The following is a 21,743-nucleotide window of genomic DNA, read 5'->3' as shown; positions in this document are numbered from 1 at the left end:
CTACAACTTCTTATAATAAAGATTATGTAAACTAGGAAATTCATAATAAATAACAGTGGATTATTAAACCATCTATTTATCCCTATCTCCTTTCAACTAAGGGTTAAATCACATTCCAGAAGTAAAAAAGCTCCGCTACCTTTTCTGATAACGGAGTAACCCGATTGAATTTAGTATTTAAAATGCTGCTGTCCAGCCACCATCTACTGTGACCACCGTACCGTTCACAAAACTAGCTTCTTCAGTAGCTAAGAATAAAGCAACTTTTGCAATTTCTTCAGGTTCACCCATTCGTGGCATAACATCTTGAGCCAATTTGGTGCGACTTGCTCCAAATTCATTAATATTTAGCATTGTCGAACCAATGTTTGTTTTTACACCGCCTGGAGCAATTGCGTTACAGCGGATTCCTTTGTTCGCGTACATAAAGCCAGTATTTTTCGTCAAACCAACAACAGCATGTTTTGATGCTGCATATGTTGCCCCCGCATGAGCACCATTAAGCCCACCTGTTGAAGCAGTATTAATAATTACTCCTTTTTCTTTTTCCAAGAATATTGGCAATGCCTTGCGAATGCCGCGCATGACAGCTTTTGTGTTTATATCAAAAATCAAATCCCATTTTTCATCAACAATGTCACCAGCCGGTTCCATGTTGTCCATAATTCCAGCGTTATTTACAAGGATGTCTAGTGTTCCATATTCACTAACTGCTGTATCAATCATATTTTCTATATCCGATAATTCTGCTAGATTTACTTTAAGAGCTTTAGCTTTACCACCATGACTGATAATATCTTTTGTAACCGCTTCTGCACCTTCTATATTAATATCAGCCAAGAGAACTTTTGCCCCTTCTTTTGCATACAATTCTACAATTGCTTTACCCATACCGGATGCTGCTCCTGTAACTACCGCTACTTTTCCTTCTAGTTTCATTGTATATTCCCCTTTTATATCTATTTTTTTTTAACATTAAAGAAAGCGTTATCATAGTATAATTTAAGTGTAATACTCTGAAGTAATAAAATCAACCTACAAAACTAGAAGCAGTATTCTAAAAACATATACCGAACTATATGGCTGAACATTTAACCGAGATTCTAACTTATCATTCCGATAAAGCTATGTTAGATACTTCTAACCTTTTAATGTAACTATTTGAGTTTCTAATACCTTGTTCTAAGACAAGTATGACTTGGATAATTTATATTAAGGAGGTTTGAGATGAGACATTTAGATTGGCAACTATTACTTTTTACTGGAGGATCTTTACTACAAGAGGCGTGGATTTATTGGGGATTGCCAAAACTATATTATTGGAACACGAATCAACTCATTTATAACAAGGATGATGATGAAACTACTCCTGCTGCTTAAACTATTTGTTTTTTAATTATTCATCATAGAAAAGTCCAGGATGGTACGTTTCCAACTTGGACTTTTCTCTGTTAATGCTGTTAAGAACCGGTGAACATTTGTACCCAGGCACCTTGATAGTAACCGACACCAATTGAATCAAATTCAGGCTTTAAAATATTTGCCCGGTGTCCGGATGAATTCATCCAGGCATTCATTACTTCTTGCGGTGATTTTTGTCCTTTTGCAATGTTCTCTCCTGCTGTTCGATAACTGATTCCAAATGTCTTTAACATATTAAAAGGTGAACCATAATTTGGGCTATTATGGGAGAAGTAATTGGAATTGATTAAATCCATTGCCTTTTTCTCTGCTACATTCTTAATATCAGCTCGATGCATTAATGGGGATAAGCCATGCTTTGCCCTTTCTTCATTTACCAAATCTGCTACCTGCTGTTCAAAGGATGCTGGGCTTTGCGCATTCCCTCTTAGACGTATGGTTGATCCAATCTGCATATTTGTCGGCTGCACGTTAGGATTCAAGCGCATTAGCTCTCGGTAATCTAATCCATAACGTTTCGCGATAAACCAAAAGGAATCTCCTTTAGACACCTTATAATAATCAAATGGTGGTTCATTAAACATTTTTATTTCTGCTTGTGCACTTACTGGAAAAGCAAGGGTCACTGCAAACAGCAATATTAGAAGCTTTTTACGCATTTTAACTCCTCCAGGTAATTAATTAATCACGTTTATTTTCTTCTTAAAACCTGTAAGGATGTACGGAGAATAATGGAATAACTGGAAATCACTTGGTTGTCGGTTATACAAGGTAAATTGAAAATGCTTATCTTTCCTATTTGGAAGAAATAAATGAGTTGAAAAAGAGGAATTTTATGAGTGGAGTTTAGGGGCAGATGCATGAGTAAAAGCTTTTAAAGTTTTGGTGCATCCTTTTGTTACATAGAACGCCTATGACCGTCAGTATAGTTGACGTCCATAGGCGTTTGGACATGGTTAATACATATTTATATTCAATGATTGAATGAAAATGCATAATTTTAAATCTAGTTTAAATGGAGAATTTCTTTAATATCTGATCAACGGAACTACCATATATTTCACCGAATAGGTTAAGATGGACTAGTAAATAATAGAGTTGGTATAATTCTTTTCTATCTTCATAATCGGTCGTTAACGGGAATGTTGATTGATATGCTTCATAGAACTGTCTGGAGAAACCACCAAATAATTCTGTAAAAGCAATTTCAAATTCATGATCTCCATAAAGTATAGAAGGATCAATTAGAAATGGATAACCACCCTTTAATCAGCCTCTTCTCCCTATTTCCCCTTATGGTTCCCCTATTCCTACCGATACTTAATTGTCCCTTTAATCGATAGTCTCGATAATATGTTATCCAGCTATGAACTATTTTGTTATTCTGTTTTAGTTTACCGATATAACTTTCTTTGTTATACCCATAACCAGGTCCTTCACATTGATGAAGCTTTGCTACCTGTTCTCCAAGTAATGTTTCTGTATGGTTCTCTTTTTCTCCTTCTATCCATTCCATCCATAACATTGGAACCTGGGACACTTCATATACTCCGTAAACTTTGGGCACACGAATGGATTTTGTTTCTCTAATTTTATTTAACCCTTCCGCTTCAAAGTTAAAAAACGCAGGACTTACCTCTCTATTCAATTTAACAAAGTATTGGTCGTTATCTATTGGAACATAAAAAGTTTCATTTATATCTCCACCAGAAACTTTCATTACTTGAATATCTTCTCCATGGTATCCCATTTTCCTAAGTCCTTGTTGAATAACCCTTTTCATATAACCACCTATCAATTATATATTATGCCTGAATTCATCATGATTTAGTGTGACAAATCCAGGCATAATGCTCATCATGTATTAAATATATTTACTACCCTCACGTACACTTAATTTAGAAAGGGAATGGTTATTAATAAATTGTTGTACGGAACTCGGATTTGTTTTTGAGTACTCTCTTAAAGCCCAGCCAATAGCCTTTTGAATAAAAAACTCTTTCCTATCGGCAAAATGTTTAATGTATCGATATAACAATTCTTCATCTGTATCTTCTTTGTATTTCAGTTGGAATAAAAGAGAAGTTCTTTGGCCATAAATGATTACCATATGCCCATCCTTCTATTCTGTCATCTATGATAGCTGAATTATCTTTAGCTATTTTTCCAACAGCCTTTTGAGCAAGGTTATCAACGGTATCCCACCATGATTTAGTTGTGATTAGTTTTTCCATTAGTGAAATATGTTCTTCATCCAATTTTTTCAAAGAACGATTGATATAATCGAGTGCTGCAAGTTGGTATTCTCTTTCCTTTACATCCCATAAAGAAAGAACAAATTCATTAGAGAATGGTTCGTTTAAGATGCCAGTTTCGTTATAAAATTGTTTCATTAACTGACTTCTTAGTGGTGATTTAATACCTAAAAATGAAAATTGATTTCGCATGTATTTTTCCATAGGTACTGCATTCTCATTGTTACGGTGCCTTTCGAATAAGGAAACAATAAGGGATACTCTATTATCATTCATGATGTTATTTACCCCTCATCAAAAAGATTCATGCTTAAATAACGTTCACCTGTATCTGGCGCGAGACAGACTACTTGTTTTCCACGTCCAAGTTTTTTAGCAACTTCCATTGCAGCGTATACAGAAGCTGCTCCAGAGGGACCAATAAATACCCCCTCTAATCTCGCTAATTTTTTTAGCGTATTAATTGCATCATCATCTTCAATTTGAATAATTTCATCGTAAATATGTGTATTTAATATTTTAGGTACGAATCCTGGGCTTGTACCGACCAACTTATGTTTTCCAGGCTTTCCTCCAGAAAGTACTGCTGACCCCTTAGGTTCTACTACTGCGACATGTATGTCTGGAAGTTTTTCTTTTAAGGTTTCTCCAGTTCCCGTTACTGTCCCACCTGTTCCTGCTGTACATACGAATGCGTCTAATTTTCCATTCATTTGATCGTATATTTCAATTGCAGTTGTTGTTCTATGAATATCCGGATTTGCTTCATTCTCAAACTGCTGTGGAATAAAGCTTCCGGGAATGTCTTTTTGCAGTTCTAAAGCTTTCTTGATACAACCAGGCATTTTCTCTTCACTCGGGGTTAATACTATCTCAGCCCCGTATGCCTGGAGAATATTTCTTCGTTCCATCGTACTATTATCCGGCATGACTAAAATTGCTTTATATCCTCTTGCAGCTGCATTCATTGCTAATCCGATACCAGTATTACCGCTTGTGGGTTCTATTATTGTATCACCTGGTTTAATCAAACCTTTTTCCTCAGCTGCTCTTATCATATTAAAAGCGGCACGATCTTTTACACTTTTACTAGGGTTAAACATTTCTAATTTTACATATACATCTGCTGCATCCTTTGGCACAATCTTATTTAATTTTACAATTGGAGTTTCACCAATTAATTCCGACACATTGTCTACAACTTTCATAAACTCCCTACTTTCTATAACTGTTTTCGTGGTTCTATTTTTCAGTGAGGTTTGTTCTCAAATGGAAATTATTAGTAATCCTAGCTTCAGTCATTTTAGAAAAAGACAGATAACCTCTTCCATATAAATAAACATATTTAAGTATAATTATAAAGATATATATTTGGCATTTCCATCATTTGCTTTTATCTTTGAAGATAAATCTAACTTGTATAGGATATTGACTCCTTCTTCGTCGCATATTTTCGGACTGTTGACGAATTATAATGGTATATCGTTTTTAGGAGGAAAGATAATGAAAGCAGTCACATATCAAGGGAAATACAATGTAGGTGTAAAAAAGGTGGCAGATCCTGTTATAAAAGCACCAGACGATGTTATAGTTAAGATCACTTCCACAGCTATTTGTGGTTCAGATTTGCATATATATCAAGGGAATTTCCCCATACCAATGGATTACATTATTGGACACGAACCAATGGGTATTATAGAAGAAGTTGGTCCTGATGTAACCAAGGTAAAAAAAGGAGACCGAGTAGTGATCCCTTTCACAGTAGCTTGTGGAAATTGTCCATACTGTAATCATCATCTAGAAAGTCAGTGTGATAATGCAAATCCACACTATGACTCAGGAGGTTATTTTGGTTATACAGAAAAATTCGGTAACTATCCAGGTGGGCAAGCCGAATATCTTCGTGTCCCTTTTGGGAATTACACTCCTTTTCTCATACCAGAAGATTGTGAATTAGAGGATGAACAATTATTATTTATATCAGATGTATTACCAACAGCTCTTTGGAGTGTGGAAAATGCTGGGGTAAAAAAAGGAGATACAGTGATTGTCCTAGGATGCGGCCCGATTGGACTAATGGCACAGAAGTTTGCATGGCAGAAAGGTGCCGAAAGAGTGATTGCTGTAGATTATATAGATTATCGCTTAAATCACGCAAAAAGTGTTAATAAAACAGAAATATTTGACTTTACAAAAGATAAGGATATGGGAGAAACGTTAAAAGAGATTACCAAGGGTGGAGCAGATGTGGTCATCGATTGCGTTGGAATGGATGGAAAAAAATCACCGATGGAATTTGTAGAACAAAAGTTAAAATTACAAGGTGGTACTCTTGGTCCGATTCAAATCGCAACAAAAGCAGTCAAAAAAGCAGGAACGGTTCAAATAACAGGAGTTTATGGGGGCCTTTATAATATGTTTCCACTTGGACCTTTCTTTACTCGAAATATTACGTTAAAAATGGGACAAGCCCATGCAAGAAGCTACATGCAAGAGCTTTATGACCAAGTGGTTTCTAATAAAATTGATCCAACAGATATTATTACCCATACGCTTCCATTAGACAAGGCGGATGAAGCATATGATATGTTTAATGGAAAAAAGAACAACTGTATTAAAGTTGTCCTTAAACCGTAGTTTTAATCAATTTTGATAAGTGTTGGAAGTCAAGTTCCTCAAATTTAGTCTGAACTTTCGTTATATCATACTGCCATACCGCTTCATCCAAAGAGCAACTAACTGGAACGTCGCATTTTATTTCTGCAAGAGTCCTTGATAAATGAAGCATATCCAGGTTATTTTTTATCTTTGTTTGAACTCCTTTTGACAAGTGCTCTATATTTTCAAGTAAATTATCAATGGTTTCATATTCCTGGAGTAATTTAAGTGCTGTTTTCTCCCCAATCCCCTTTACTCCAGGGTAATTATCAGACGTATCTCCCATTAACCCTTTGATATCAATTACTTGTCTTGGATGAATTCCTTTTTTCTCATAAAAATTATCTGGAGTAAAAACTTCATAATTACCTTGTCCTTTTCTCATAATAGCAACATGAATTCCGGTATCTACCAACTGTAGGATATCCTGATCACCTGTTAGAATAATCACTTCATTTTCTTTAGCATAGCTTTTAGCTAAAGTTCCAATACAATCATCCGCTTCGAAGCTTTCTAAGCCTATGTTAGGCATATCAAAAGCCTCTACTACTTCTTTTATCAAATCAAATTGTGGAATTAGTTCTTCTGGTGGTGCATCGCGATTTGCTTTATATCCATCATATAACTCCGTGCGAAAAGTCTTGCTGCCCATATCCCAACAGCAAATAACATGAGATGGCTCAAATTTATCTGCAGCATCTAAAAAATATCGCATAAACTGGTAAATACCGTTAGTAGGAATTCCTTTGCTGTTTTTCATAAAGTTTCCTCTAAATGAAGTAGCAAAGAAACCACGAAATAATAACGCCATACCATCTACTAATAAAATTTTATTTCTCTTCATGAAGTCACTTCCTCTATTCCGTGCTTTTGCAATTCTGTTAGCACTTGATGTTGTTTCTCTGTTAATACGGATAAATCTAATCCAGATTCCATCATTTCTTCATAATTTCTTATCTGCCTATCAATTGATTGATTTGCTACAAATTTCATCTCCTCAATCAAGCGATTCCACTGTTCATTATAATTATCTACCATCATAAGCTTGTTTTCTTCTATATAGGTCTTTGCAAGCGGTGAAAGAATATCAAACATTTCTTCCTTCATTGTCTCTTTCTCATTTTTCTCAAAGAAAGCTTTTGTTCCTTTGAATTTCGTTATTACTTTATCAAACAAAGATAAGTCTGTCTGAGAGAAGTCTTCTTTATAAACAGGAGTTTCCAATTCGCTATCTTGCCAATTTGGCAATTCAAATAGTTTATCCGTTTCCATGCTCTTCTTCTTCATTGAGTCATAAACTTCATTACCTTGTTCTATAACGAATGCTTCAATTCTAAGTGACACTGCTTGAAGTTCCTGATAAAGCTCATATCCCACATATTCTATGAGATTCTCGAGATTCTCTCTTAACTGAATGATTGCCTTTTTGCCCGACTCGGTTACAGTCGTTGGATTAAAATACTCTTTAAACATATCATGGAAGCGAATCGAGAGTCTTTCAAGAACATAATAAAGCTGCTTATCTATCTTATCATGAATTCGATCATCATAGATAGACGTTTCAATATTTACCAATTCTTCCGTTAGTTTTATTCGCTTATCGTATAATTCACTTTTTCTACTCTCTTTAGCTGCTTCATCTAAATTCATGGACTCTATATAACTGTTCATTGCATGATATGTTCGCTTTATATCCCATAGTGCAGAATCAATCGTAAGTGCAGCAAGATCAAAGTTCATAAATTGATAAAACTTTTCTTCAAATGTAGCCATTTGGTCATTTAGAGTTTCTTGGTTTTGCTTCTCATTTAATGAACGCTTACTAGATACAGGATATAACCTAGGTAATCTGACACCAAGTGCTTGCAATTGTTCTTGAACATAATTAACAACTAAGGAAAGCTCCCCCTCATCCTGTGCTAAATCTGCAGCATTAACGATGAAAAACATCTTATCTAGTTGAAAAGCCTCCTTTACTCTTCCTAGTTGCATGATAAAGTCTCTATCCGCACGAGATAATGCATGATTATAATACGTTACATAAAGGATTGCATCTGCATGTTTTATATACTCAAATGCTACATTCGTATGACGTGCATTAACTGAATCAGCACCTGGTGTATCAACAAGTGTAATTCCCTGTCTCGTTATAGGGCAATCATAATAAAGATCAATTGATTCAATATAGCAAGCGGTTGTCTCATCAGTAACATAAGAGGCAAATTCCTCTATATCAATAATTTGTTCTTTTCCTATATAGCTTTTATTTGCATCATAACCGTTAATTAAGGCTTTAAGATATGCTTGGTACATTTTGTTTAATTGCTTACTCTGATGTATATTTTCATCCTGTACCCACTGTAATAAGGAATCAAATTCTTCAAAAGAGGGAGAGTATTTCTTCGTAATCATTAATAAATCTTTAGCTAATGCCTCTTTACTTTTTAATGTAACAACTACCGTACCATGCTTATATTTATTGGAGACAGGACGAATCCGGTTAACTGCTGCCGTAGTCGGATTGGGTGAAACAGGTAATGCATTCTCACCAATTAGAGCATTTGCAAAAGATGATTTACCTGCACTAAAAGCGCCAAATAAAGCAATCGTATACGAGCGGTTGGTTAGCCTGTCATTTTTATCTGCCAAATCTTTCTGCAATGCTTCGAATCCCGGTAATCCCTTAATTGCCTTCATTGTTTTATCAACACTGTTTATTACTATTTCTACAGGTAATCTATTATCCTGTTCTTTCTTGTCTAATAATACCGTTTCCTGATTCACTGACTTCTCATTCTTTTTAATAGATACTTCCTTATTAGTAACTACTTGTATTTCTTTGTACCTTGCATTTTGAGCAGACTCCAATAACTCCCAATCATCTTCATTTGGTTGTGGTTGTTCTATAGTAGACTGAAGAAGAGATAGTCTTATATTATAATCTCTTTTAAGTTCTTCTTTTTTTAAATTATATTGTTGAGCATGCTCTAATTCCTGAAGTTGCTCTTTGTATTTATTTTCTTTTTTTCTATTTTTTTCCGTTACTATTCCTTTGATAAGTTCTATCAAATAGTTTGTCCTTTGTTTATATTTCGTCTTCACGTCATTTGTTACTTCTTTGGTATAATTAAGAATATAATCGCCATTTACCTTTGCACCAGGATTAATCAGTTCAAATAAATCATCTGCTTGATAGTTTAGACGGAGTGACTGAACCTCTTTTAAAATCGTATCATCTGTAATGTGATACTCGTTTAATAACTGAGCAAATTTATCCCTTAGTTTCCATTGTATAGAAGCTTCCATATTATCCTGTAAAGGTTGTAAAAACTCTGTTAATCTCTTCTCCCTCTCTGCTTCTGTTTTTTTCTTCGAGGCCAAAAATCCAACCTTAAAATTGCTTTGTTGTGATTCAAGGAAAGAATGCGCTTTATCTCTAAGAGTTGCAGGCATAAGGTAAGCATTGTTTAACGTACTCTGTAACACATCATTAAAAGTCTTCTCTAAATTAATCAATTCCTCATCCAAATTTTTGATTTTAAAGGTAAGCTCTTTCATTTTCACCAGACTATTTTCTATTTCTTCTTCATCCATGTCGATAGTCAAAGAAGACTCGTATCTGTTTTTTAGAAATTGTTGATGTTCTGCTACTATTTGTTCTGTAGAATGATTAATGATAACTTTTTCATTTTCGCTTCGATCCATTAATTGAAAAAGTATTTCTTGTATTCTATCAAATTGATTGTTTTCTACTTCCGGAACCGTTAAGGAAGAATAAAGAATTTCCATTGGTTCTATATTCCATTGTTTAAAGGTTTGACTAATACTTTGCTTGAATTGTACGAAAGACAATTCATTCTCATCATGTTTGTCAATTTGGTTAATAATCACATAAAATGGGATTGATTTATTTTGTACAGATCTAAGAAATTGCAAATTCACCTCAGATTGTACATGATTATAGTCCATCACATAGAACAATACATCTATTAAATGGAGGGAGGATTCTGTCATGATTCGGTCTGCATCATCTGCAGCATCGATACCTGGAGTATCCATCAGTGAACATTGCTTTGGTAAAATAGGTTTCGATGTATTTATTTCTATTTTTTTAATTTCGTTCTTGTTTTTCGAATACTCTTTTATCCTATCCATATCATAGGGTTCTTTAAATTCCAAAACATCCCCATTATGTAAATGGACGTTTGCTTTTCCTTCGCCTGATGTAATTTTTACTACATTTGCACTCGTAGGAATTGGACTCTTTGGCAAAATATCCTCTCCCATAAGTGCATTAATCATCGAGGATTTTCCTGCAGAAAAATGACCTGCAAAACTAATCATGAGTTCATTTTTATCTAGTTTTTCATATAAATCCAAAATTTTCTCAGCATTCTTAGTATCCTCATTATCTAACATCGTCTTATAAAGTACTGCTAAGTGTTCAAATCGTATAACATTTTGATTGATTCCCATTAATTCTATACTGTTCATAGCTGCCCCTTCTCCTTATCCCTAACTTATGAACTATTATACGGAACTTAGCATGTTTATTCTAGAAAAAATTCTTATTACTTTTGGTTAGTTTACATAATAAAATTATTGTTAATTTAATTTACCTGCTGCTACGGTATTACACGAAGCTTCCATAGGCGGTAGTGTGAGCTCAAGAAAAATTTAATCATAGATTTTATTGTTACGACGAACTTTGAATCAACCCCAACCTAGCAAGAAAGTACCAAACTTACTAAAAGCGCTTTTTAAATACAAAAAGAGCTGCCAAATAGACAACTCCTTTTCCCATTTCTCACACTAAATTCGATCGTTTCGTACCAAAGTTCTATTGATTAAACTATTAAACAGGGTAAACTCCATGTTTTCTCTCTGTAAACGTTACGTTTTTTGCTTCATATATGGAATACCGGTTGAATAGTTCAGCTCTCAATTTATCAGGATCGATAATATCATCAACGACCATTTCAGATGCTAATCGATAAATATCTATCTCTTCACGATACTCTTCCTGTTTTTCCTTGACGAAACTCTGTCGCTCCTCCTCTGACAGTTCGGAAATCTTATTCGCATATACGGCATTTACTGCTGCTTCAGGCCCCATGACGGCAATTTGAGCATTTGGAAATGCTAAGACACAGTCCGGATCAAACGCAGGACCCGCCATGGCATATAAACCTGCGCCATAAGCTTTTCTAACAATGACTGAAATTTTAGGTACGGTTGCTTCACTCATTGCCGAGAGCATCTTCGCACCGTGACGAATAATTCCTTGTCTTTCCACCTTAGTACCAATCATAAATCCAGGTACATCCGTTAAGAATAGCAGCGGGATATGGAAAGCATCACATATTTGAATAAATTTAGCCGCTTTGTCCGCAGAGTCGGTGAACAAAACACCACCTTTTACACGTGGCTGATTTGCTATGATTCCGATCGATTTGCCATTGATTCTAGACAATCCAGTAATTAGTTCTGGTGCGAAATTCTTCTTTATCTCACAGAAACTATCCTCATCTATAATGTGATTAATTAAATCGTACATATTAAAGGCTGCATTTTGATTTTTTGGTATTAATTCATCAATAGTTATTTCCTGCTTTTTTGGCTCACGTGCTTCTTGATCTTGTGGTTTCTTGCGGAAATTTTTCGGGAAAAAGCTTAAGTATTTTTGTGCATATGAAATTGCTTCTTCCTCCGATTTTACTAATACATCGCCAACTCCTGAAACAGAAGTGTGCATCTTGGCACCGCCCATTTCTTCTAGGGAAACTTTTTCCCCAATTACTTTTTCGGCCATTCTTGGTGAACCCAGATACATGGATGCATTTCCGTCAACCATTATGACAATATCACAAAATGCTGGTATATAAGCACCTCCTGCAGCAGAGGGACCGAATAATAAACATACTTGAGGAACACGACCAGAAAGCTTTATTTGATTATGAAATATACGTCCGGCTCCGCGTCGTCCAGGAAACATCTCGATTTGATCAGTAATTCTTGCACCTGAAGAATCAACTAAATAAAGCATGGGCAATTCTAATTTCATTGCTGTTTCTTGAATACGAATTATTTTCTCCACTGTTCTTTTTCCCCATGATCCCGCTTTTACTGTTGAATCATTAGCCATGACACAAACATCTTGACCGTTTATTTTCCCTATTCCTGTTACCACTCCATCAGATGGCAGGGAATCGTCCATGCAATTAGCAAAAAATCCGTCTTCCAAATTGATTCCTTTATCAAATAATAACTCCAAACGTTTACGAACAAAAAGCTTTCCTTTTACTTCATTGGCTTTGTGGTATTTTTCTCTACCACCTTGTTTAATTTGGTTTTTTTTGTTCTGTAGTTGTTCCATGGAAGACATCATTCAACCTCCTATCCATTATTCTCCTATATAAATAGGTTTCCTCTTTTCACGAAATGCTTGAAGTCCTTCTACTCTATCCTTTGTTGGAATTGTTTCTTTATATGCCAAATGTTCAATGGTTAGTCCAGTAGTTATGTCTGTCTCTATCCCACGGTTGATTGCTAGTTTTGCCTGTTTTAGTGCGATGGGACCATTGCATGCAATAGACCTTGCTAATAGAATGGCTTTTTCAAGGACTTCTTTTCCATCTGCAATTTCTTCAACAAGACCAATGGATAATGCCTCCTCAGCAGTAATCGTTTTTCCAGTGTAGATCATACGTTTGGCTTGACCTAACCCTATTAATCTTGGTAATCGTTGAGTGCCTCCTGCACCAGGAATAATAGCAAGTGAAGTCTCTGTTAAGCCTAATTTTATATGGCTTGCAGCTATACGAATATCACACGCAATCGCTAGTTCTAATCCCCCACCAAACGCTCCTCCATTTAATGCAGCTATTACTGGCATAGGCAGTTTTTCCACTGAAGTAATCGTTTCTCCTATATAGTTGACTGCTTCTACTACTTGTTGGTCTGACATTCCCTTTCTCTCTTTTAAGTCTGCTCCAGCACAAAAGGCTTTTTCCCCAGCTCCGGTAATGATGGTGCAATAGATGCTTGGGTTCTTTGCTAACTTATCAATGGTTTCGTTAAATATGTGAAGAAAGGGTTTTGACATGGCATTTGCCGCTTCTGGTCTGTTTAAAGAAACAATTGCAATATGTTCTTCCAATATATTCAAATCTATCATGTCTAAGGAGAACCCTCCTCTATAAGATCATTTAAAAAATTGGCAGAAAAATACTTACTCAAGGGATTTATTCTATTACGGCAATAACATCATCTTCGTTGACAAAATCCCCCTCTGCTACTTTTAACTCTTGTACTGTTCCAGTTATTTCCGCGGTAATCGGTATTTCCATTTTCATCGATTCTAAGATAACCATCTCTTGACCCTCTTCTACCTGTTCCCCTTTTTGAACAACTATTTTCCATACATTCCCTGTCATACTTGCTTTTACTTCTGTCATGAGTACTTCCTCCTTTAATGATTAATTGTTGATAGATAATGTTCCTCAACAAAAGCTGTAGTAATTTTTCCATGTTGAAAGGCTTTTGTATTTATTATTTTTAATAGCATAGGAATATTTGTTCTAATGCCAACTACTTTATATGCTTCCAATGACTGATTTAATAAGGAAATAGCATCCTCTCTAGTAGGTCCTTTTACTATTAACTTAGCAATCATTGGATCATAGAAAGGTGTGACCTGATAGTTATCTTTCACTGTTGTTTCATTTCGAACGTTCTCACCTTCAGGCACTTTCATCGACTGGATGAGTCCTGGAGAAGGATAGAACGTAACTGGGTCTTCAGCATAAATACGTACCTCAATAGCATGACCTGATTTTTTAATGTCAGCTTGTTGAATGGATAGGTCTTCCCCGTTGGCAATTTGAATTTGCGCTTCTACAATATCCTGTCCAGTGATTTCCTCTGTCACAGGGTGTTCCACTTGAATTCTTGTATTCATTTCAAGAAAATAATAGTTCTGATCCTCATCTACCAAAAATTCCATTGTTCCAGCGCTAGTATAACCTATTTTCTTAGCGGCTTTTACTGCTGCTTCTCCCATTTCCTTTATAGTCTGTTCAGAAATAAAAGGGCAAGGTGCTTCTTCGATAACTTTTTGATTCCGTCTTTGGATGGAACAGTCCCTTTCAAATAGATGAACAACATTCCCATAATTGTCAGCTAATAACTGTATTTCTATGTGTTTGGCTCTCTCCACCTTTTTCTCCACAAACATGGAACCATTACCGAAAAATGCATAAGCGCGCTTGGAAGCAGTCTCAAAGGCCTTTATTAACTCCTCTTTAGAATGTACAACCTGCATACCTATTCCTCCGCCACCAGCTGAAGCTTTTAGCATAACTGGGTAACCAATTTCATCTGAAAATTTTACCGCTTCATCTACAGAGGTAATCCCATTCTCTGTTCCTGGGATGATAGGTATCCCTGCTTCTTTCATTGCCTTTCTCGCTTCTACTTTATTGCCCATTAATTTGATAATTTCACTTTTTGGTCCTATAAAAGTCAAGCCTTTTTCTCTGCAAGCTGCAGCGAAAGTCTCGCTTTCGCTTAGGAAACCATACCCTGGATGAATAGCATCTGCTCCAGTCTCTTTGGCTGCCAAGAATATCTTTTGCATATTCATGTAGCTCTCATTTACAGGAGATGCTCCCAGTAAAAAGTATTCATCCGCCATTTTAACAAAGGGAGCCTCTTTATCCGCTTCTGAATAGACAGCAACCGTTTTAATTCCGATTTTTTGACATGTTCTGATAATTCTTGCGGCAATTTCACCACGATTGGCAATAAGAACTTTTTTAATCATATATTCTCTCCTATTTATAAATATGAGATGTAAAAGTTAACATCCTAGTTGCCTTGCGATAACAAGTCTTTGAATCTCTGAAGTCCCTTCACCTATTTCTAATAGTTTGGCATCACGTAAATATCGTTCTACTTCAAATTCTCTCATGTACCCATTACCACCTAATATCTGTATAGCTTGATTGGCACTTCGAAAAGCTGTCTCCGTAGCAAAAAGTTTAGCATATGCCGCTTCTTTGCTAAAAGGTTTACCTTGATCTTTCAACCATGCAGCTTTATATACTATATTTCTAGCTAATTCCACTTCCATCGCCATGTCTGCCAACTTAAACTGAATGGCTTGAAATTTAGAGATGGATTTTCCAAATTGTTTTCGCTCCTTAGCATAATCTAAAGCTTTGTTTAAAGAAGCTTGTGCAATACCTAATCCTAATGCTCCAATCGAAATTCTACCACCATCTAGTGTTTGTAAAAATTGTTGAAAACCTTTGTTCGGTTCACCCAATACATTTTCTTTAGGAACACGAACATTTTCCAAAATAATTTGAGCGGTATCTGATCCTCGAACTCCCATCTTTTCGTATTCACTTGTAATCGATACACCTTTGGTATCAGCAGGTACAATTATGGAAGAAATTGCGTTTTGCCCTTGATTCGTTTTTCCTGTTACAGCAGTTATAATTAAGGTCTTAGCATAACTCGCATTAGTAATAAAACATTTTTCTCCGTTTATCACATAATAATCGTTTCCATCGAGAATTGCTGTGGTTTTGGTACCACCAGCATCGGATCCAGCATTCGGTTCGGTTAACCCAAATGAAGCTAATGCTTTCCCTTCTGCTAACGGTCTTAGATACTTCTGTTTTTGTTCTTCGGTACCAAAATAATAAAAAGGGCTTGCACCTAATGAAACAGCTGCCGCATAACTCAAACCAGTACTTCCGCAAGCGCTTCCAATTTCTTCTACAGCGATAGCGTAAGAAAGGGTATCACCGTTAGAACCTCCATACTTCTCTGGAAAGGGTATTCCCAGTAATCCCAATTCTCCCATTTGATTAAAGATATCTTCTGGGAAGGCGGCATTCTGATCAATTTCTATGGCTCTGGGCTGTATAACTTCTTCAGCAAATTCACGGACCATTGATTGAATCATTTTCTGTTCTTTGGATAATTCAAAATCCATTGCTATACACCTCTTTTTGTTCATACTTTCTTTATTTATAAGAAGATTAAACTAGGCTCATACAGAATACTGAAAAACCTAGTTTAATCATCTAACACCCTATGTTTGTCCTGAGGTTACTAATAGCAGAATAATTTTAATTTTTCAAACCATACATTCTAGTCTATTATAAACTTATTCATTTGATTCATCAAACGGCTTCTGATATGGTGTCTCCTTCCAAACTTCCAGTACTTCTCCATGTGTATCACTATCAATTACAAAGGAACCATTACTATAACGGTCACTCGCTTTAAGCTCAAGTGGATAAATATGGTGAACCTCTCCATTTTCAGTCAGAAATTCTAGACTTTCATTTTCATATAATATATGGAACCCTACGATACGATGTGGTTTATTTTTTAATTCACGTAACATTATCAAACCACGTTTTGCACGGCTTGTTTTCTCAAATTCTTTTAATTTCATTCGTTTGCAGGCACCTCGCTGCGTTACTATTACAAGTGATGGTTCTGATAACTCATCAAATACCTGACCACTTACCACATACTCCCCATCTTTCAACTGAATAGATTTTACCCCTGCAGCTCTTTGTCCGACAATATTAATTTCAGATTCATGATACCAGAGTCCATATCCCTTATTGGATGCAATAAACACCTCTGAATAACCATTCGTCTCAAATACATTAACTACTTCATCATCACCTTTTAGATTTAAGGCAATGAGGGCTTTAGAATGTCTGGAAGCATTGTACAGTTTTAATTCGCTTCGCTTCACCATCCCGTTTTTTGTAAAGAATACGAGATAAGAATCGTCCTTGAATTCTCGAATAGGGAAACATTGTACAATATGCTCTTCTTTTTCTAACGAAGCTATACTGGATATATGCTGACCCAGATCTTTCCAGCGGATATCTGGTAACTCATGAACAGACATTAAAATATATTTTCCTTTATTTGTAAAAATTAACACCTTGTCTGTTGTATTGATTTCCATTAAAGATATGAGGTGATCCTGATCTTTTATGGCTAAATCTTCCCCGTTAGAAGCACTATAAGATCTTAGGCTAGTGCGTTTTATGTAGCCATCTTTTGTAACAGAAACGAGGACATCTTCACTAGCAACGACGACTTCGATATCAATTTTCAGTTCTTCTATTTTATCCTCAATGATTGTCCTTCTTGAATCAGAGAATTTTTTCTTAATTTGACGCAAATCTTGTTTAATGGTTTGTAATAGCTTTTTCTCACTACTTAATATTGCTTCATATGATGTAATTTGTTTTCGTAATTCATCTGCTTCTTTTTCCAGTTGAGTAATGTCCGTGTTGGTTAAGCGATACAATTGCAACATGACAATAGCTTCGGCTTGTGCTTCCGTGAAACTATATTCATCAATAATTCGTTTTTTTGCATCTTGCTTATCTTTAGAAGAACGAATCGTCGCAATTAAATCATCCAAAATCGAAATAGCTTTCATAAGTCCTTCCACAATATGTGCTCGATCTCTTGCTTTATTCAAATCAAAGGTTGTTTGTCTCGTTACTACTTCTTTTTGATGAGCAATATAGGAATCTAACATTTCTGGTAATGATAATAATCGAGGTGTTCGATCTTTAATAGCGACCATATTAAAGTGATACGTTACTTGAAGGTCAGTATTTTTGTATAAGTAATTTAGTACTCCTTCACTATTAACATCTTTTTTTAACTCTATAACGATTCTGAGTCCAGTTCGATCCGTTTCATCACGAACTTCAGCTATCCCTTCCACTTTACGGTCAAATCTTAATTCATCAATTTTTTTGACCATATTTGCTTTATTTACTTCAAATGGAATTTCATCAATAACAATTTGTTCCCGATTTCCACGAATCGGTTCAATTTTTGTTTTACCTCGAACAACTACCTTACCTTTTCCGGTTTCATAAGCTTTTTTAATTCCATCGATCCCCTGGATAATACCACCAGTCGGGAAATCAGGTCCTTTGATGACGTTCATCAATTCATCCACAGATACATTCGGCTTATCTATTCTCTTAATGACACCATCAATTACTTCTGCTAGATTGTGCGGTGGAATATCCGTTGCGTATCCAGAAGAAATTCCAGTTGATCCGTTCACCAGTAAATTAGGAAATTTAGCTGGTAAAACAGTCGGCTCTAATGTTGTTTCATCAAAGTTCGGAATATGATCAACCGTCTCCTTGTCAATATCACGAAGCAACTCAGATGAAATGGCAGAAAGACGCGCTTCGGTATAACGCATAGCTGCTGGCGGGTCCCCATCAAGGCTTCCATTGTTTCCATGCATTTCGATTAATTCATTACGCATTTTCCAGTCCATACTTAATCGCACCATTGCTTCGTATACAGAAGAATCACCATGTGGATGGTAATTCCCTATAACGGTACCGACTGTTTTTGCAGACTTACGAAATGACTTTTCGTGTGTGTTCTTTTCCACGTGCATCGCATATAAAATCCTGCGTTGAACAGGTTTCAACCCATCTCTCGCATCTGGCAGAGCACGATCTTGAATAATATACTTACTATACCTTCCGAACCTGTCGCCGATAACTTCTTCTAGCGGAAGGTCTAAATACTGTTCAGGTTGTGACAAATCAACCCCCCCTTAATTCTTTGAGATTTTATCATTTTCCAATATTGATTCGTCTTCTTCTAATCCAAATTCAACATGGGATTCAATCCATTTTCTGCGTGGTTCTACTTTATCACCCATTAAAGTTGTCACTCTTCGTTCGGCCCGGGCTAAATCGTCGATTGAAACCCGGATTAAGGTACGTGAATCTGGATCCATCGTTGTTTCCCACAATTGATCAGCATTCATTTCTCCTAGACCTTTATAACGCTGAATGATATAGCCATTTTTAAACTTATTTACGGCGTTTTTCATTTCATCCTCATTCCAAGCATAAACAATTTTTTCGTTTTTCCCTTTTCCTTTGGAGATTTTAAAAAGTGGAGGAAGCGCAATATAAACTTTCCCGGATTCAATAAGCGGGCGCATATAACGATAGAAAAATGTAAGAAGTAATACTTGGATGTGAGCACCATCTGTATCAGCATCGGTCATAATAATAATTTTATCATATTGGACATCATCTAAATTAAAGTCTGCACCAACACCAGCCCCGATTGTATAAATCATGGTAGAAATCTCTTCATTTTTAAAAACATCCTGAAGTTTTGCTTTTTCCGTATTGATAACTTTACCTCTTAACGGAAGTATTGCTTGAAACTTTCTGTCTCTTCCTTGTTTAGCAGAACCACCAGCTGAGTCTCCCTCCACTAAATACAATTCATTTCGTTTCGGGTTTTTTGACTGGGCAGGTGTTAATTTTCCACTCAGAATGGTGTCTCTTTTACGTTTTTTCTTTCCAGTTCTCGCTTCTTCTCTTGCTTTTCGTGCCGCTTCTCTTGCTTCTTTTGCCTTAATGGATTTCTTTATTAGCATGGAGGCAATTTCAGCATTTTCTTCTAAAAAGTAAGAGAGGTGTTCGGAAACTACAGCATCAACAACTGACCTCGCTTCTGACGTACCTAATTTCCCTTTGGTTTGTCCTTCGAATTGGAGTTTGTCTTCTGGAATTCGAACAGACACAACAGCTGTCATACCTTCACGAATATCTGAGCCATCCAAGTTCTTATCTTTCTCTTTTAATAATGAGACCCGTCGCGCGTAATCATTGACAGTCCTCGTAATTCCAGTACGTGCTCCAGATTCATGTGTCCCACCATCTCTGGTGCGAACATGGTTTACAAATGATAACATGTTTTCTGCATACCCATCATTGAATTGGAAAGCAAAGTCAACTTCTATCCCTTGCTGTTCTCCTTCAAAAGATACAACAGGATGTAGGGCATCTTTTTCTTCGTTTAAATACTGTACAAAAGATTCCAGTCCATCGGGATAATGGAATGATTCTTCTTGTTCATTACGTTCATCTTTCAGTTGAATGGTAAGTCCCTTTAATAAAAAGGCTGATTCTCGTAGACGCTCAGATAATATTTCATAATCATAAGTAGTCATGGAGAATATGGCCTCGTCTGGCTTAAAATGTATAACAGTACCAGATTTCCTCGTTTTCCCTTTTTGTTCCAGTGGGCTAACAGGTATCCCGCCATTTTCAAAACGCTGGTAAAATGTTTTTCCTTCACGATAAATGGTTACTTCCAGCCATTCTGATAAGGCATTAACTACTGATGCACCAACTCCGTGGAGACCACCACTCGATTTATAGCCACCCTGTCCAAATTTACCTCCAGCGTGAAGTACGGTAAAAATAACTTCTGTAGTAGCTTTACCTGTTCGATGCATTCCTGTAGGGATACCTCTCCCATTATCTTCTACTGATATACTATTGTCTTTATGTATGGTTACATTGATTTCATTCCCATAACCAGATAAAGCCTCATCAACGGCATTATCAACAATTTCAAATACCAAGTGATGCAATCCCTTACTATCTGTGCTTCCGATATACATACCTGGTCTTTTTCTAACGGCTTCTAAACCCTCTAGTACTTGAATGGAATCATCTGTATATTGAGTAGATTGTTTAGTCAATAAATCTTCTCTCCCCTCAAAAACTGCAACTTTCACTATTAATCATAGAACAAATGTTTTATATTGTAAATTACCTGACAATAATAATGGTGTGCGTAAACGCAGATAGAATCGAATATAAGTATACTATAAAATTATCGCCAATGCATAGGAGTTTCGGAACAACGGGTTGGCAATATGGGAAGTATCAAGCGTTTTTCCAGCAAGAATCTATAAACGCCTCTCCCTTAATAATAATCCAAACTAACATAATTACCACAGTTCCGTTTCCTAACATAAGGGAAAAATATCCTATCACAATTGAAAAAAGGATAACTGCAAGAGTCATCCTTTTTAATCTTATTTATTAACTAATACAGCATGAACGACTTTAATACATAAATCCATAATAACAGTAAAATCACGTTCTTTTAAATAATGAAAGGCTTCCTCATTAATGATTCCTTGTTGTGCCCAAAATATACGTGCATCCGTTTGAGCTGCTTCTTTAGCAATATCTAGTAAAAATTCAGGTCTTCGGAACACATTTATAATATCGAATGATTCCGGAATGTCGGATAATGAAGAGTAAGCTTTTTCACCTAGTACCTCATCAATAGATGGATTAACTGGGATAATTCGATAACCATTTTCTTGCATGATTTTGGAAATTTGATAAGAAGTTCTTTCAGGGTTATCTGATAACCCAACTACAGCGATCGTTTTGGAAGTCTCTAAGATGTCTTTCAACTCTTCTTTTGATGGATTTTCCCATGCCATTATAATAACTCCCTTCTAAATGATTCGTTCATTAAGAAAAATAGTTTTTT

Annotated in this window: 17 protein-coding genes and 1 pseudogene; 2 read left to right on the top strand and 16 right to left on the bottom strand. The window is 35.9% G+C overall.

Features of this window, described 5'->3' with window-relative positions; genetic code table 11:
- Positions 1-177: 177 nt before the first annotated feature.
- On the bottom strand, positions 178-939 hold the full coding sequence (locus D8M06_RS01965) for an SDR family oxidoreductase (RefSeq protein ID WP_121202674.1): 762 nt from the start codon (positions 937-939) through the stop codon (positions 178-180).
- Positions 940-1,227: 288 nt separating this feature from the next.
- On the opposite strand from D8M06_RS01965, the gene D8M06_RS19940 reads away from it, so the two are divergent.
- On the top strand, positions 1,228-1,380 hold the full coding sequence (locus tag D8M06_RS19940; RefSeq protein WP_170150254.1) for a hypothetical protein: 153 nt from the start codon (positions 1,228-1,230) through the stop codon (positions 1,378-1,380).
- A gap of 80 nt (positions 1,381-1,460) precedes the next feature.
- Here D8M06_RS19940 and D8M06_RS01960 read toward each other — a convergent pair whose 3' ends face one another.
- The 5 genes and pseudogenes from D8M06_RS01960 to cysK form a co-directional block, all read right to left on the bottom strand.
- On the bottom strand, positions 1,461-2,081 hold the full coding sequence (locus tag D8M06_RS01960) for a CAP domain-containing protein (protein WP_121202673.1): 621 nt from the start codon (positions 2,079-2,081) through the stop codon (positions 1,461-1,463).
- A 352-nt stretch (positions 2,082-2,433) separates the two neighbouring features.
- On the bottom strand, positions 2,434-2,628 hold the full coding sequence (locus D8M06_RS20245) for a fructosamine kinase family protein (RefSeq protein WP_277749463.1): 195 nt from the start codon (positions 2,626-2,628) through the stop codon (positions 2,434-2,436).
- A gap of 34 nt (positions 2,629-2,662) precedes the next feature.
- A complete protein-coding gene (locus D8M06_RS20240; protein WP_277749458.1) occupies positions 2,663-3,205 on the bottom strand; it encodes a fructosamine kinase family protein in 543 nt (180 codons plus the stop codon).
- A gap of 81 nt (positions 3,206-3,286) precedes the next feature.
- Positions 3,287-3,869: pseudogene (locus D8M06_RS01950) on the bottom strand (DNA alkylation repair protein).
- Between the two features lie 92 nt (positions 3,870-3,961).
- Positions 3,962-4,885, bottom strand: a complete 924-nt coding sequence (gene cysK, locus D8M06_RS01945) for a cysteine synthase A (protein WP_121202672.1) — start codon at positions 4,883-4,885, stop codon at positions 3,962-3,964.
- 295 nt (positions 4,886-5,180) lie between these two features.
- Between cysK and D8M06_RS01940 the strand changes: the two genes are divergently transcribed.
- Positions 5,181-6,314 carry a zinc-dependent alcohol dehydrogenase gene (locus tag D8M06_RS01940; protein ID WP_121202671.1) on the top strand — a complete coding sequence of 378 codons (1,134 nt, stop codon included), beginning with the start codon at positions 5,181-5,183 and terminating at the stop codon, positions 6,312-6,314.
- Here D8M06_RS01940 and D8M06_RS01935 read toward each other — a convergent pair.
- From D8M06_RS01935 to D8M06_RS01890, 10 genes are all read right to left on the bottom strand, one after another.
- Positions 6,304-7,179: a 5'-3' exonuclease gene (locus tag D8M06_RS01935; protein WP_121202670.1), complete on the bottom strand. Its 876-nt coding sequence runs from the start codon at positions 7,177-7,179 to the stop codon at positions 6,304-6,306. The genes D8M06_RS01940 and D8M06_RS01935 overlap by 11 nt on opposite strands.
- Positions 7,176-10,829, bottom strand: a complete 3,654-nt coding sequence (locus tag D8M06_RS01930) for a dynamin family protein (RefSeq protein WP_121202669.1) — start codon at positions 10,827-10,829, stop codon at positions 7,176-7,178. Before D8M06_RS01930 ends, D8M06_RS01935 begins: the two co-directional genes overlap by 4 nt.
- Before the next feature lie 361 nt (positions 10,830-11,190).
- Positions 11,191-12,720: an acyl-CoA carboxylase subunit beta gene (locus tag D8M06_RS01925; RefSeq protein WP_121202668.1), complete on the bottom strand. Its 1,530-nt coding sequence runs from the start codon at positions 12,718-12,720 to the stop codon at positions 11,191-11,193.
- An 18-nt stretch (positions 12,721-12,738) separates the two neighbouring features.
- Complete coding sequence (locus D8M06_RS01920) at positions 12,739-13,512, bottom strand: enoyl-CoA hydratase (protein ID WP_121202667.1); 774 nt, start codon at positions 13,510-13,512, stop codon at positions 12,739-12,741.
- 67 nt (positions 13,513-13,579) lie between these two features.
- Positions 13,580-13,792, bottom strand: a complete 213-nt coding sequence (locus tag D8M06_RS01915) for an acetyl-CoA carboxylase biotin carboxyl carrier protein subunit (RefSeq protein WP_121202666.1) — start codon at positions 13,790-13,792, stop codon at positions 13,580-13,582.
- Positions 13,793-13,806: 14 nt separating this feature from the next.
- Positions 13,807-15,159 carry an acetyl-CoA carboxylase biotin carboxylase subunit gene (locus D8M06_RS01910; protein ID WP_121202665.1) on the bottom strand — a complete coding sequence of 451 codons (1,353 nt, stop codon included), beginning with the start codon at positions 15,157-15,159 and terminating at the stop codon, positions 13,807-13,809.
- A 36-nt stretch (positions 15,160-15,195) separates the two neighbouring features.
- A complete protein-coding gene (locus D8M06_RS01905) occupies positions 15,196-16,341 on the bottom strand; it encodes an acyl-CoA dehydrogenase family protein (RefSeq protein ID WP_121202664.1) in 1,146 nt (381 codons plus the stop codon).
- Positions 16,342-16,515: 174 nt separating this feature from the next.
- A complete protein-coding gene (gene parC / locus D8M06_RS01900; RefSeq protein WP_121202663.1) occupies positions 16,516-18,966 on the bottom strand; it encodes a DNA topoisomerase IV subunit A in 2,451 nt (816 codons plus the stop codon).
- Between the two features lie 12 nt (positions 18,967-18,978).
- Complete coding sequence (parE, locus tag D8M06_RS01895; RefSeq protein WP_121202662.1) at positions 18,979-20,934, bottom strand: DNA topoisomerase IV subunit B; 1,956 nt, start codon at positions 20,932-20,934, stop codon at positions 18,979-18,981.
- Between the two features lie 339 nt (positions 20,935-21,273).
- Positions 21,274-21,693 (bottom strand): CoA-binding protein, encoded by a 420-nt coding sequence (locus tag D8M06_RS01890; protein WP_121202661.1) that lies wholly within the window; start codon positions 21,691-21,693, stop codon positions 21,274-21,276.
- Between the last annotated feature and the right edge of the window lie 50 nt (positions 21,694-21,743).

The sequence above is a fragment of the Oceanobacillus halophilus genome, from assembly GCF_003628505.1.
Taxonomy (GTDB): Bacteria; Bacillota; Bacilli; order Bacillales; family Amphibacillaceae; genus Oceanobacillus; species Oceanobacillus halophilus.
This window is presented reverse-complemented; position numbering and strand designations above follow the sequence as displayed.

Coding starts and splice junctions, on each gene's coding strand:
- D8M06_RS01930 (WP_121202669.1), bottom strand. CDS start 10,829: ATGAACAGTATAGAATTAATGGGAATCAATCAAAATGTTATACGATTT.
- D8M06_RS01905 (WP_121202664.1), bottom strand. CDS start 16,341: ATGGATTTTGAATTATCCAAAGAACAGAAAATGATTCAATCAATGGTC.
- D8M06_RS19940 (WP_170150254.1), top strand. CDS start 1,228: ATGAGACATTTAGATTGGCAACTATTACTTTTTACTGGAGGATCTTTA.
- D8M06_RS01920 (WP_121202667.1), bottom strand. CDS start 13,512: ATGATAGATTTGAATATATTGGAAGAACATATTGCAATTGTTTCTTTA.
- D8M06_RS01960 (WP_121202673.1), bottom strand. CDS start 2,081: ATGCGTAAAAAGCTTCTAATATTGCTGTTTGCAGTGACCCTTGCTTTT.
- D8M06_RS01925 (WP_121202668.1), bottom strand. CDS start 12,720: ATGTCTTCCATGGAACAACTACAGAACAAAAAAAACCAAATTAAACAA.
- D8M06_RS01935 (WP_121202670.1), bottom strand. CDS start 7,179: ATGAAGAGAAATAAAATTTTATTAGTAGATGGTATGGCGTTATTATTT.
- D8M06_RS01940 (WP_121202671.1), top strand. CDS start 5,181: ATGAAAGCAGTCACATATCAAGGGAAATACAATGTAGGTGTAAAAAAG.
- D8M06_RS01890 (WP_121202661.1), bottom strand. CDS start 21,693: ATGGCATGGGAAAATCCATCAAAAGAAGAGTTGAAAGACATCTTAGAG.
- D8M06_RS01910 (WP_121202665.1), bottom strand. CDS start 15,159: ATGATTAAAAAAGTTCTTATTGCCAATCGTGGTGAAATTGCCGCAAGA.
- D8M06_RS01915 (WP_121202666.1), bottom strand. CDS start 13,792: ATGACAGAAGTAAAAGCAAGTATGACAGGGAATGTATGGAAAATAGTT.
- D8M06_RS01965 (WP_121202674.1), bottom strand. CDS start 939: ATGAAACTAGAAGGAAAAGTAGCGGTAGTTACAGGAGCAGCATCCGGT.
- cysK (WP_121202672.1), bottom strand. CDS start 4,885: ATGAAAGTTGTAGACAATGTGTCGGAATTAATTGGTGAAACTCCAATT.
- D8M06_RS20240 (WP_277749458.1), bottom strand. CDS start 3,205: ATGAAAAGGGTTATTCAACAAGGACTTAGGAAAATGGGATACCATGGA.